The organism is Trichocoleus sp. FACHB-6, from assembly GCF_014695815.1.
Classification (GTDB): Bacteria; Cyanobacteriota; Cyanobacteriia; order Cyanobacteriales; family FACHB-T130; genus Funiculus; species Funiculus sociatus.
This window is the reverse complement of record NZ_JACJOY010000084.1, coordinates 1-12,458: the sequence shown is the minus strand read 5'-3', so window position 1 is coordinate 12,458 and position 12,458 is coordinate 1. Positions and strand designations below refer to the sequence as shown.

9 protein-coding genes and 1 pseudogene are annotated in these 12,458 nt (G+C 45.6%); 2 read left to right on the top strand and 8 right to left on the bottom strand.

What is annotated here, in order from left to right; all coding sequences use genetic code 11:
- Positions 1 to 36 precede the first annotated feature (36 nt).
- A complete protein-coding gene (locus H6F66_RS16110) occupies positions 37 to 786 on the bottom strand; it encodes a DUF561 domain-containing protein (protein ID WP_190423099.1) in 750 nt (249 codons plus the stop codon).
- A gap of 221 nt (positions 787 to 1,007) precedes the next feature.
- Between H6F66_RS16110 and H6F66_RS16105 the strand changes: the two genes are divergently transcribed.
- Positions 1,008 to 2,114, top strand: a complete 1,107-nt coding sequence (locus tag H6F66_RS16105; protein WP_190423096.1) for a serine/threonine-protein kinase — start codon at positions 1,008 to 1,010, stop codon at positions 2,112 to 2,114.
- A 168-nt stretch (positions 2,115 to 2,282) separates the two neighbouring features.
- Here the strand turns inward: H6F66_RS16105 and H6F66_RS16100 are convergent, their stop codons facing one another.
- The 6 genes from H6F66_RS16100 to H6F66_RS16075 all read right to left on the bottom strand — a co-directional run bounded on the left by H6F66_RS16100 (position 2,283) and on the right by H6F66_RS16075 (position 10,175).
- Complete coding sequence (locus H6F66_RS16100) at positions 2,283 to 3,587, bottom strand: CO2 hydration protein (RefSeq protein ID WP_190423095.1); 1,305 nt, start codon at positions 3,585 to 3,587, stop codon at positions 2,283 to 2,285.
- 95 nt (positions 3,588 to 3,682) lie between these two features.
- Positions 3,683 to 4,303, bottom strand: coding sequence for a CDP-alcohol phosphatidyltransferase family protein (locus H6F66_RS16095; protein WP_199295205.1), 621 nt, complete (start codon positions 4,301 to 4,303; stop codon positions 3,683 to 3,685).
- Positions 4,304 to 4,525: 222 nt separating this feature from the next.
- Positions 4,526 to 6,019 (bottom strand): NADH-quinone oxidoreductase subunit M, encoded by a 1,494-nt coding sequence (locus tag H6F66_RS16090; protein ID WP_190423093.1) that lies wholly within the window; start codon positions 6,017 to 6,019, stop codon positions 4,526 to 4,528.
- Between the two features lie 107 nt (positions 6,020 to 6,126).
- Entirely contained in the window at positions 6,127 to 7,992 is a 1,866-nt protein-coding gene (locus H6F66_RS16085; RefSeq protein ID WP_190423091.1) for an NAD(P)H-quinone oxidoreductase subunit F, read from the bottom strand.
- Positions 7,993 to 8,441: 449 nt separating this feature from the next.
- On the bottom strand, positions 8,442 to 9,260 hold the full coding sequence (locus tag H6F66_RS16080; protein ID WP_190423089.1) for a rhodanese-like domain-containing protein: 819 nt from the start codon (positions 9,258 to 9,260) through the stop codon (positions 8,442 to 8,444).
- A gap of 36 nt (positions 9,261 to 9,296) precedes the next feature.
- Positions 9,297 to 10,175 (bottom strand): alpha/beta hydrolase, encoded by an 879-nt coding sequence (locus H6F66_RS16075; protein ID WP_190423087.1) that lies wholly within the window; start codon positions 10,173 to 10,175, stop codon positions 9,297 to 9,299.
- A gap of 115 nt (positions 10,176 to 10,290) precedes the next feature.
- Here H6F66_RS16075 and H6F66_RS16070 point away from each other — a divergent pair, with 115 nt between their 5' ends.
- Positions 10,291 to 12,174, top strand: a complete 1,884-nt coding sequence (locus tag H6F66_RS16070) for a tetratricopeptide repeat protein (RefSeq protein ID WP_190423085.1) — start codon at positions 10,291 to 10,293, stop codon at positions 12,172 to 12,174.
- Between the two features lie 144 nt (positions 12,175 to 12,318).
- On the opposite strand, the pseudogene H6F66_RS16065 reads toward H6F66_RS16070, so the two are convergent.
- Positions 12,319 to 12,458: pseudogene (locus H6F66_RS16065) on the bottom strand (photosystem II q(b) protein); the annotation flags it as partial.

The window sequence follows — 12,458 nt, the reverse complement described above, 5'->3', positions numbered from 1 at the left end:
GAACAATTAGCTATTAGCCATTAGCCAGTCTCTATTTTATGCCCGAACTTGCTGACGGCTGACTTGGCTTAAAGCTTCCACCAAGCTGCGAACAGCTGCCACCATTGCCACTTCACTATTGAGCTGGTTAATAGCGCTTCCGACACCGACACCAGCAGCACCAGCAGCGATCGCCATCGGTGCTGTAACGTTGGAGATGCCCGAAGCGCACAAAACTGGCACGGAGACAGCACGGGAAATTTCGTAAGCTGCTGCCAAGGTGGGAGCAGCTTTTTCAATCAATCCCAGTGTTCCGGCGTGGGTGGGGCTGCTGCTGGTGCCTCCTTCAGTTTGGATAATATCAGCACCAGCTTTTACTAACGCTTCTGCCAACTGCACTTGCTGGTCTAGCTCTAGAATGTGGGGAACGGTGACAGACAGGGTAATTTCCGGCAGGAGCGATCGCGTCTTTTTGGTCAACGCCATCACTTCCGCAGCTTCAAACCGCCGTCCCTGAGCATAAAAACTATCAAAGTTGCCGATTTCAATCAAGTCAGCTCCTGCTGCAACAGCTTTCACAAACAGCTCCGGCTCTACCGCAGATACACAGATTGGCAAATCTGTCAATTGCCGAACCATCCGCACTAAGTCGGGGTCAGCAGCAATATCCAAGAAGGTAGCGCCGCCCAGAGTTGCAGCCTTGACGGTAGTAGCAACAGAAGAGAAATCAAAGTTATTCAAGCCAGTGATAATTTTTAAGACGTTGCCTTGCTCAAAAGCACGGTGTAGAGTAGTATTCATGGTCATAAGCCCTATTTGGCTCGCTAATTTTTCATAATTCATTGTACAGACCAGATCGATATGGTCTCTACTTTTAAACTGATTAGGTACTTCCTCCGATGGTTGTGCATTTGCAAGGTGTAGCAATACCATCAAACAACAAAGCGCTAAGAGAGCTTTTTCCCAAAACCGGGATCTAGACTAGGAGCATAGTGCAGATACTACCCTCCTCCAGCCAGTGACGAGCCATGAATTTCCCTCCCACCAATTTGTCAACTTTTCACTCCGATGTTCTGGCACAGACTGAACTGGGTCAGCTGTGCGGTTCGGAACAGAGGTTTCGCGATCGCTACGAGATCCTGCGGATGCTGGGTAGAGGTGGCTTTGGTGTCACCTTTTTAGCGAGGGATGCAACACTCCCTGGACAGCCGTTGTGCGTGATCAAGCAGCTGTGTCCGAAGTTTAGCGATCCGGCTGGCTTAAAAACGGCGCAGAAACGCTTTGAGCAAGAGGCGAAAACTCTTAGCAAACTGGGAAGCCATTCTCAGGTTCCCATGCTACTAGACTATTTTATAGAAGAGGGAGAATTTTATCTAGTTCAGGAATATATTCGAGGTCATACCCTGGCTAGACTGGTGAGGCGTGGTGGTTCGATAACTGAAGAGGGGGTGAAACAATTCCTCCGTCAGATTTTGCCATTGTTGCAGTACATCCACCGCAATAACGTAATTCATCGCGATATTAAGCCCCAGAACATCATCCGCTGTCAGGACGATGGTAGGCTGGTGTTGATTGACTTCGGAGCTGTCAAAGAGGAAATTTCCCAGTTAGGGCAATCTGGTGTGAAAGGGTCAACTACCCAGTTCATCGGGACAGTTGGGTTTGCGCCACCGGAACAATTTTCTCTGCGACCAGTTTATGCCAGCGATATATACGCACTGGGCGTAACGTGCCTTTACTTGTTGACTGGCAAAGCGCCGTTGGAGTTTGAAAGCGATCGCGCCACAGGTGAGATTCAGTGGCAGAATACAGTGGTAGTCTCGCAAGAGTTTGCCCGAATTCTCAACAAAATGCTGAAAATCTCTCTAAAAGAGCGCTTTCAGTCTGCTGGAGCGATTATGCTGGCATTTGGTTGGGAAGCGCAAGACAATTTATCCCAGTTTATGACAACTGTGCGCCGTCCAGAAAAAAGCCCAGTTGAGAATCAACCGGAAGCGAGTCCACCAGATTATATTCCTCCCACCGCCCGAACTGCGATCGCGCTGCGAGATTGGAAAGCGAGATTGCAGGCAAAACAAAGGCACCAAAGAAGAAGCGATCGCGGTACACTTAGCAGTTCTGGTAATTCTCGTTAAAGCTGCGTACGGCTGGCATTCTCCACCCTTGGAAAATGATATCGTGTCCGGCAAATTGCCCTTAAGAAGAGAACCCCACTAAAACCTGCGGCTTTAGTGGGGTTCTGATTCCAGGGTGTGGGCTAATTAACCGGACAGGAAATCCAATTTATGGGGGTTGGGGATATCCTATCTATAATCCTGCCTTTGAATATCTCGCAAACGTGCTTCAGGACGCTTAAAACGATCCAATTGACTTTCAAAGAAAGCTCGATTTGCTTGCAGATGCTTTGGATTTGGGTCGTCTAAAGGATAGAGAAGGGCAGTTCGCAACGCTTGAATTACAGCGGAAGTAACGCAGTACATTGAACGTTGAAAAGTGATACCAAGCTGGATTAACATATCATCTTCACCGCGACAGTGTTGACGATAGTAATCTTTGAGATAGTCAGGGAGAAAATGCAGCATATCCTGCATTAACAATGTTGGCGGAATCCCAGCTGTACCTACGGGAAATACATCAGCATAGAGAATTCCGTAATGGAAGTCTTTTTGCTCTTCAGGTACTTGCTTAGCTTGAGCGTTGTAAGACTTCGTACCCCGGAAAGGCGCGGTGCGGTAAAAAACAGCTTCCACATAAGGTAACGCTGCTTCATATAACCACATAAAACCCTTTGATTTTGGAATAATTTCGTACTTTTGTCCACGAATATAAACGTGGTGGTAGATGGGACGGCCTGCTATGGCAAAAATACCATTTACCAGAAAATTCATCGCATCCGGTACACCTTTAAATCCGCCTTCATCATAGATATCGGACATTTCAAAGAAAACCGGAGCCATCACCTCCCAGAACAAGCCTAGATTACTGTAATAGGACATTTGCCGCACCTGTTCCAAGAACATATCTGGAAACAGCTTATAAAGTCCCAACATTGCCGGATTACCCTGGAAATAAGCCTTAATTGCCCTATCAGCATTTGCTTTGTATTCTTCAGAGTCCAGGTAGGCATCAAATTGTCCCCAACCCATATCTCTACCGTGCCAAAGCATAGCTTGCATACAAGCTTCGGCAAACTCCATGTTTACTCTGTCATGCCATAAGTGGTGAAACAACTTAGGCATTTTTTTATTGAGTTCACCTTTTTCGATAAACTCCAAAAGTTCCGGATGTGCAGTAGCTTCCCCACGCCATATCCGCAGATCCGCATCATCACCAGCGTAGTGATTATGCAGTTCTAAATACTCTTTTGGGATAAAGTATTTAAAGAAAGGAAACGGCTCTAAAAACACCCTTTCAGCAATATAAAGTAAGTCCCGCCAGTAGAAATCCATCGGCACAGCATAAGCCTTATAAATGCCGATGATTTGCATCAAATTTTCCGGCGTGTCAGGTAGCATGGCACCGCCAGCTTCCAGACGATGAATTATAGGTGCAAATTCATGCCGCGAAGGAGGTAACTTTGTTGTGGGTTTAGGAGGAGTTTGTACCATTTTCAGTTCCTTTAAATAAATTGCCGTATTTATTCGATAATTCTTTGAAAAACTACTTTTCTGTCCTCTGCGTACTCTCTTGCCTCTGCGGTTAATTAATCCTCACTTGTCAACTTTTGGCGTAAGTCAATTGCATGAAAAATACTCAAAACATCATGCGTCCAAGTTGGCAGTATCAGTGTCATGACAATTTCTTCTAGACTGTGAATCGTGCCAACAATACAAGTCAGCCATAAAGTAATTCCTGCGTAATCAAAACCAAACAGCGCCACTGTAGCAATGAAAAGAGTGATTCCCCAAAACTTGGCTGAATAAGTGTGATAGCTGGCGGGTTTTCCATACTTCACCAAATTAACCAACCACCAGGTTAACTGAGCAACAAGCACCATCAACAACGGGACGCGAAAGTTAATGAAAATATCGGGGTGTACTAACCACGCACTAGCGACTATAGAACCGTAAAGACAATTATCAGCCCAACCATCAGCTTGACGTAGTTTAGCATTGCTGACACCTAATTTTCTAGCAATGATGCCATCGAAAATATCTGATAGAAATGCTGCTACAAAACCGACGAGAAACCAAATGCTTGTTTTGCCATCAATTGCATCCCATAAAAGGAAGGGAGCAATAATAGCGCGAAAGGCTACAAGTACCCCAGGAAGAGATTCAAAAAAACGGTTATTGTTTTGTTGTAATTGGGGCGAAGGTGTCATAAGAGGAATGAACGGCGTTAGCGAAGCCATGCGCGTTAGCGCTTTAGCCATGCGCGTTAGCGCTTTAGACGCAAAGAACGGAAAGGGAAGGTAAGAAGAAGTTAGTTTCCTTGAGGAATGAAACACAACACAAGTTATGGATTTGTTGGGTTTGATTCCTCAAGTACAACTACAACTATTTTTAACCGAACCGTACTGCGGTGGGTGTTGCCCAGCTTGGGTTTAATTTTTGACAGCTACTTGCACGTTGTTAGTAGCGGTAATTGTGGCACCCATTGCAGTTGTTGTGGTTTCAGTTAAGCGTACTAGCCAAGCGGGTTGCAATCCTAAAAAGAAAATCAGGGCTGCTAATACTAACGCTGGCGTGCGTTCTACCCATTGCACTTTTGGATAGTATGCGGTGCTGTTGTCTAGTTTGCCGAAACAGGTGCGATTGAGCAGAATCACGAAGTAAACTGCTGTTAAACCGCTACAGAGGACACAAACTAGGGTAGGGATGGGGAAAGCAGAGAAACTGCCCTGAAGTACCAAAAATTCAGCGATGAATCCGACTAAACCGGGGATACCAGCACTTGCCATTCCGCCCAACACTAGCAAACCAGTTGTGAAAGGTAAACCTCTTTGGGGACTCAGCAAGCCATTGAGGACATCTAAATCGCGGGTGCCGACTTTGGTTTCGACGATGCCGACTAGGTGAAAGAGGATTGCTAAGATTAAGCCGTGGCTAAACATTTGTAAGACGGCACCGAGTAGGGAGAGAGGTGTGGCGGCGGCGGCGGCTAAGAGGATGTAGCCCATATGTCCGATGGAACTATAGGCTACCATACGTTTGATATCTTTTTGCGCGATCGCACTCAGCGCTCCATAAGCTGCACTAAATGCTCCGATAATCGCTAAACCAGGCGCTACAGTTACCCAAGCTTCCGGAAACATCCCCAAACCAAATCGCACTAAACCGTAAGTTCCCAATTTTGCCAGTACGCCTCCTAAAAGAATCGCTATGGGTGGGGAAGCTTCAACGTAGGCATCTGGCAACCAAGTATGCAGAGGAACTAAGGGGATTTTGATGCCGAAACCTACTAAGAGCATTGTCAGTAGAATCAGCTGGGTATTTAAGGATAAACCTTGGGTAACTAGAGGATTGTAATCAAAGTTGGGAGCGTTACCTAGCCAGGTTACACCTAAGAATGCCGCCAAAATCAAAATTCCGGAAACAGCGGTGTAGATAAGGAACTTCATGGCTGCATAGCCGCGTTTTTGGGTTCCCCCCCAGATGGCAATTAACAGGTACAGGGGGATAAGTTCCAACTCGTAGAACAAGACGAATAGCATCAAGTTCTGGGAGAGGAAGGCTCCGGCAATTCCCGCACTTACTAGCAAAATTAAAGAGTAATAAAGACGGGGGCGAGTAATTTGTTCTGAGGTACTGTAAATAACAATCCACGTCAGCAGACTATTTAACGCCAGTAGCGGTACAGACAAACCATCAACGCCGAGGCTGTAATTCAAGCCTAGAGTTTCAATCCAGGGTATAAATTCCGAGAACTGGAAACCTGCATTACTAATGTTGAATTGGGTAAGCAGAAAAAGTGTCCAGACTATAACACCACTGGCAATACTCAAAGCCAGCAGACGGGCGCGATTAGCAGATAAGTTAGGCAAAAATCCAACAATGGCGGCACCTAAAAATGGCAACCAAATTAAACTGCTGAGCATAGTTAATTCTTAGTTGTTAGTTTCTCGTTCCCTGGGGACGCAATGCTAGAGGGTATTACAGGAGGCGACCGCCTCCTGTAGGCTTCGCAGGTTCAGCCTGGAAGAGATTATGTGTTGGCGAAGACGAGGGAAAGATGAGAGAGGAAAGGCCAAGATAAAAGCATTCCCATCACAACTATTCCCAGTAAGATAGTTAGCGCGTAGGATTGGGAGCGTCCGGAGGTGCTGTATTTCAAGCTTTCGCCACCGAAAATAGAAGCAAAGCCGACAAGGTTAACTAAGCCATCAACTAAGTAGCGGTCAACGATGTCGATGATGCGGGAAACCAGGTCAACTCCGAATACAATACTCAGGCGGTAAATTTTGGCTGTATAAAAGTCGTATGCGAAAAGGTCTTGTAGGGGTTTCCAAGGAAGTTGAACGGGTTTTTGCCACATTCCACCCAGGTAAATGACACCGCTGATACTGCTACCAAAGATGCTAGACCAAATCAGCATGAGGGCGACATCTTTATTTAAGGTTGCCCAAGTGGGAAGTAATGACAAGCTTTCCAAGACTAAGGGCAGGTGGAGGGCAAAGGCTAGCAAAACTATCATAGGGAAAGTTATAGGCCAAAATGCTTCAGGCGATCGCACTGTCATTTTATTTGGTTTACCGCCAAAAATTAGCCCAAATACTCTGGTTAAGCTGAAGGCTGTTAAAGCATTAACTACGACTACTAAACCGACTAGCCAAGGTTTAGTCGCCCACAAACCATCTGCTAATTCCACCAACGCCCAAAAACTGCCAAGGGGTGGAAATGCGATTAATCCCAGCGTACCGACTATAAAAGCTAAACCGGATATGGGACGACGCGACCACAAACCGCCGAGTTGGGTTAAATCTTGGGTGATATTGTTCCAAATTATCGCGCCGACGCTCATTACTAAAAGCGCCATTGCCACAGCATGAGTCAAGACCAACAATAACGCGGCATTGTCTTGTCCGCTACCTACGGCGATAAACACCAATCCCATGTATGCACTGACAGAATAGGATAAGGCGCGTTTGATGTCAATTTGCGCGATCGCAATTGCCGAAGCACCTACCGCCGTCACTGCACCAATTAGCACTGTTGCGGACAAAACCAGAGGCGACAGCGCTAATACTGGTTGCAGCTTAATCAATACCCAAGCACCAGTCGCTACCACTACCGAGTTCCGTAAAATTGTGCTGGGAATAGGGCCTTCCATCGCCTCATCCAGCCACAAATGCAACGGAAATTGAGCGCATTTGCCCATCGGGCCTGCAATTAAAGCTAAACCTAGTAAAGCGGCAACTTTTGGGTCTAAATTCGCAGTCTTTGCCCACTCTGCTAGTTCAGAATAATCCCAAGTTCCGGCCAAGGGTAACAATGCAATCACCCCCATCAGCAGCAGTAAGTCTCCCACCCGCTTAGTTAGGAAAGCATCTCTAGCACCTGTCACCACCAACGACTGACTAAACCAAAGCCCCACTAATAGATAAGTACCCAGTGTGAGGATTTCGAGAATCACATAGCTAAAGAATAAGGAGTTACACAAGGCTAAAGCGCACATTCCTGCCTCAAACAGTCCCAGCAAGGCATAAAAACGCGCCCAACCCCAATCCATCTCCATGTAACCGATAGCGTATATCTGCGCTAGCACGTTCAGCCCAGTCACCAGAACTATTGCTCCGATATTAATCGGTGAGATTTCGATGGGACAGGTTAAATTTAAACCAGCTGCATTGAGCCACGTAAATGATATCTCTTGTACTGGCTGATTCCAGATGGCTTGCAGAGTAAGCAATCCATGAATAAAGGCCAACAAAGTCATCAATAAGTTAATGTAACCAGCTGGCCGTGGCCCTGTGCTACGGATTATACCGGGCGACCAAAACACTGATGAAATGGCACCGATTAAGGCATAGCAAGGGACTAACCAAATGGTATCGACGAGGAACTGAACCATTGGAACTAACTACCTGTAAGATTGCCGCAAAGTCAGGGACGATGAAAACTTACCCCAATACTTCCCCGGTACTTGAGGGATTGGAGCGATCGCAAATTCATTATTTTTTAATGGTTTTGTTTAGCTTAATCTTTTAACAGTCAAAAGGGAACTGCTGAATTAGAAAATTAAGCGATAAAACCTCTAACTGAAACTTATATAACTCGGCTACTTGGTTGGGTTATTGAGTCCATAAATCAGTGTTGATCAATCATCTCTATAATAACCATAGATTAATCTCTATACATGAAGATTTATTAATTTTGAAAATGATGCACGTAGGGGGGATCAATACTACGGAGGTTGGGTTAAGGCTTCTGTACCCAACGCCCAAAAGCAGACGTTGGGCTTCGCTTTCCCACGCAGCCAACCTACAATTATTCTTAACGGCAACGGTATGGGGTTCGCCTCTACTTCTCTAGTGGATAATTAATGGCGCTTGTTGCTGACCATTCCCACATTGAACCAGCATAATTTTTTACATTTGTAAAGCCTAAATCAGCGAGTACCGCGACAAAAAAAGCCGAACGAATACCGCCTGTGCAATAAGCAGCAATGGGACGGCTGCTTTCAATTCCTAAGTTTTCTAACTTATCCATAATTTGGTCGCGAGGGAGCAAATTACCATCTTTATCTAACAAATCTTTAAAATAAAAATGCACAGCACCAGGAATATGTCCTCCCCGCTGTTCCCCGTAAGGGGTAGAGCCTGTATATTCTCGTAGTTCGCGGGTATCAATTATGATAAAATTTTGGTGGGAAAGACTGGCTTTAATTTCATCGCGGTGAATTTCCCACAATCCGGTTCGCTGTACAACAAAATCCCCATCTTGATTGTGACTAAATCCCCAAGTAGTCGGAACGCCCACCTTCACAAGCGCTGAATATCCACCATCTACAAAAGCGGCTTGAGAATGTCCCAGAGTCCGTAACATCCAAACAATGCGCCCTTCTTCCCCAAAATTGTGAGCTGGATTGCCAATTACAATGACAGGTTTATGATTAAAAATACCTAGAGTGCCAAGTTGTTGTTCCAGAACATTTATATTATCAATTAGTTTTCCCTTGTCAGGCAATTTTGGTTGCGAAAATTGCTGCCAAGTAACATGAACAGCCCCCGCTATATGCCCAAGTAAATAGGCAATTTGATTGCGAACATCCAAAATAATAGCATCTTCTAAAATCAGCTTTTTAGCTTTTTCTGCACTAAGTACCCACTGAAAAGTCATAAAATACCTCTGCGCTAACCTTTGGATTAAAAAAAATCAGCGAAAAGCTAAAATATATTCTGCTGTAATCTGAGGCTGCTCCAATTGAGGAACGTGTCCGCAATTTGCTATCCAGATTAGTTGAGAGTTAGCAATCGCATTCTTAAACTTTTGGGCATCAGCAGTTCCCAACATATCATCAGACTCGCCCCACAAAATCAGCGTCGGCTTGTCAATTCGGGAAATTTTATCGGACAAATCCCAATAACCACCACTTTTAGTAAAACTGCTTGTAGCTTCATGCCAACCAAACATTTCCATGTGCAGCATTGCACATTTAATCGCCTCAATTTCGTTTGGTTTCAAGTTGCCAAAATGACTTCCCCATAACAACGCCTGAACTTTGCGCTGTCGCCAATATTCTACTGCCAGAAAGTCAAAAGGAGGAAAAAGCAACGCGCCTAGAGGAAAGCTACCACTAAAACCCACACTGTTAATTAGAACCAGCTTTTTAACAGCGTGGGGGTAAGTTAGAGTAAAGTCAATTGCTGCTGCACCTCCCATCGAAGCCCCTACTAATATCATTGGCTTTTTGATCAGATTCCAAAAGTAGTAGAGATGACTTTTGATAGCGGCGGGGTTATAAGAAATTCCCTGCACCCGTTCGGTAAAGCCAAACCCCAACAAATCAACCGCCCAGGTTTCATTTTCGGCGGCGAGTAGTGGAAATAGGCGACGAAATTCTAGCACGGAACTATCAAAACCTGGAAGCAATAAAATCGGAGTGCCACCGCTACCCTGATGGACGTAAGCTGTAGCAATCTGCTGCGGTGAAAGGGGTGTTTTGATTGCAGTTCTCTGGATGCTTTGAGCTAGAGCAATTGACTCAGACTCCTGCAACTGCTCAACTTGGGATGGTAGAAAATTGGGGAACATAGGCGGGAATGGGAAATGGGGAATTGAAGATGCGAACTAACTGAATTATTCAGTACACTGCAAAATATGTCATTGTCTGTCCTCCTGCTCCTCTCCCCCTCACACCCTTCTCCCCATGTCAGACTCTTTATCTTTGCGCGATCGCTACCTACAATTAATCGATAAAATTGTTCAAACCACTCTCAAAGGGCAGATCCGCTCTAAAGAGCAGGTTTATAAAATGCTCCTTAAAGAAGTAAGCCTGGGAACCGGCGAAATTTTTGAACGAGCTTTGAGCGAAAGTCTCAGCACGGCCCAGGAACAGGTAGATACTCTAAAAGATGAAATGAAGCTGGCAAAGGCTACTCGTAGCCTGAGGGCGATTCAGACGGTCAAGGGGGAATGGGAACGAGCGCAGTCACAAAATCGGGCGGCGGATGCGATCGCGATCGCGGTGCAACAAATTGTTAAAGCACAAACTGGCGATCGCTTGGCAGCTTTTTTGCAGGTAATAGATCCTAACCAAAAGCAAGTCTTGAGTTTAGCTCAGCTTCAGCAGATAGCATCATTGCTTCAGCAACAAATACAGGAAACCACCAATCCCGAACTTTACCAGGAAGTGCAGCAAATCGCTCAAGGCATCACTCGCGGTTTGGAATCTTGGCAGCGATTGGAAGGACACCTGGTAAGCTGGATTTACGACCAAAGCCGGGGGCCTTTAGGGTTTGAGGGCGCACCCGAACAAAATGGGCCTTGGGCGGTGTGGGCAAAGCAAGTAAATAGCCCGTACCCGCAAGCACTTTTTCAGACTCTTTCCTTAGATCAATCGTTGGCAGAATTTGCCGCAAAACACCCGCCAAATGTCAGTTCCTTAGTTGAGTTAGCGGTGATTTTGCCTTTCTTACAAAGGGGTTTAGTGAACTGGTCTGATAAGCTGATTTACGACTCCAAAGTAGGAGCAAAGCTGTCGATTTCTATATTTCTGACTTTTGCGGTAATTTGGTCTGCGATCGCTAATGGTTTGAATCAAGCGACGAGTCTGAATTCAACTTCACGCGAATCCTTAGTCATGGGTTGTTTTCAAATTACCCTACAAATTTTTCGCACCTTTTCCCAAAGAGAATACTTTCCCCTTTACGGTGGAATTTTCGCCTCGTTTTCTGGTAACTATCTGCGCTCTACCCTGAACTATCTAGATGCACCCCTACGACAAGTAGCCGGAACTCAGGAAAAAGCGCGAATTTTGACATTAATGGGTTATTCCCTACGGGCGCAAGGTCGCTACGATGATGCAATTTTGTTGCATCAACAAGCTGTAGAGATAGCCAGAGATGCAAGCGATCGCGCCTGTGAAATTGCTAATCTCAACCACCTTAGTCGCACCTGCGTAGCTCAAAAAAATTATGGCGAGGCAATTAGCTATAGTCAAAGAGCATTAATTCTCTCGCGTCAGAATGGTGACAGGTTGGGAGAAGCCAACGCTTTAGCTAATCTCGGTTATAGCGAAGTCTTCCAAGCTCAACAAATGGAACGGGTAGAGCCAGAAACTTATGAGTCAGCAATCAACTACTTACAACAAGGGTTGCAGTTGTCGGAAAGATTAGGGGATCGCCAAAGTCAAGCCCTTTGTTACAGCAGTCTTGGTATTGCTCTGTTAGTAGTTGAACAACCCGAAGAAGCCCTGAAAAACCTAGAAAAAGGTTTAGAAGCCGCCATGATTTCCGGGGATTTATACCTACAAGGAATCAACTTGGCATACATAGCGGAAGCTTACTATGGAATAAAAAATTTCAAAAAAGCCATCTTCGCTGCCAGTTTAGGTATGTATTACTTAGAAAGAATTGCCTCTAATCAGTGGCGACAATCGGCGGGATTACTAACAATTTTACAAGGTCAGTTAGGAGCTGAAGCCTTTATAAAAGTAATTCAAGAACATCGCTCTTTACTGGTTCCTGCTATTGGGGTGGATGGATTTGACTACATTCCGGAACTGCTGGAACAATACAAGCAGTCGATGTAGTGAATCAGTCCCTCTTTCTCAGGCGGGAGCCTGAATGCTAAGAGGCTTCCACCTCCAGTAGAAAGCTCCAGATCCTCTTAACAGAGATTCCCAAAAAAAAAGCGCCCCCTATGGGAGCGCTTTTTGAGCTAGAAAAACTAGCGATTAACCATTGATGCTAGGAGCAACCAGAGCAACTGGGGTGGACTCACCTGCTGCCAAGTCGAGAGGGAAGTTGTGAGCGTTACGCTCGTGCATTACTTCCATACCCAGGTTGGCGCGGTTGATTACATCAGCCCAGGTGT

What these genes read in the sequence shown, in the direction of transcription:
- H6F66_RS16105 (WP_190423096.1), top strand. Translation starts at nt 1,008, where the DNA reads ATGAATTTCCCTCCCACCAATTTGTCAACTTTTCACTCCGATGTTCTG.
- H6F66_RS16070 (WP_190423085.1), top strand. Translation starts at nt 10,291, where the DNA reads ATGTCAGACTCTTTATCTTTGCGCGATCGCTACCTACAATTAATCGAT.
- H6F66_RS16080 (WP_190423089.1), bottom strand. Translation starts at nt 9,260, where the DNA reads ATGACTTTTCAGTGGGTACTTAGTGCAGAAAAAGCTAAAAAGCTGATT.
- H6F66_RS16075 (WP_190423087.1), bottom strand. Translation starts at nt 10,175, where the DNA reads ATGTTCCCCAATTTTCTACCATCCCAAGTTGAGCAGTTGCAGGAGTCT.
- H6F66_RS16090 (WP_190423093.1), bottom strand. Translation starts at nt 6,019, where the DNA reads ATGCTCAGCAGTTTAATTTGGTTGCCATTTTTAGGTGCCGCCATTGTT.
- H6F66_RS16100 (WP_190423095.1), bottom strand. Translation starts at nt 3,587, where the DNA reads ATGGTACAAACTCCTCCTAAACCCACAACAAAGTTACCTCCTTCGCGG.
- H6F66_RS16085 (WP_190423091.1), bottom strand. Translation starts at nt 7,992, where the DNA reads ATGGTTCAGTTCCTCGTCGATACCATTTGGTTAGTCCCTTGCTATGCC.
- H6F66_RS16095 (WP_199295205.1), bottom strand. Translation starts at nt 4,303, where the DNA reads ATGACACCTTCGCCCCAATTACAACAAAACAATAACCGTTTTTTTGAA.
- H6F66_RS16110 (WP_190423099.1), bottom strand. Translation starts at nt 786, where the DNA reads ATGACCATGAATACTACTCTACACCGTGCTTTTGAGCAAGGCAACGTC.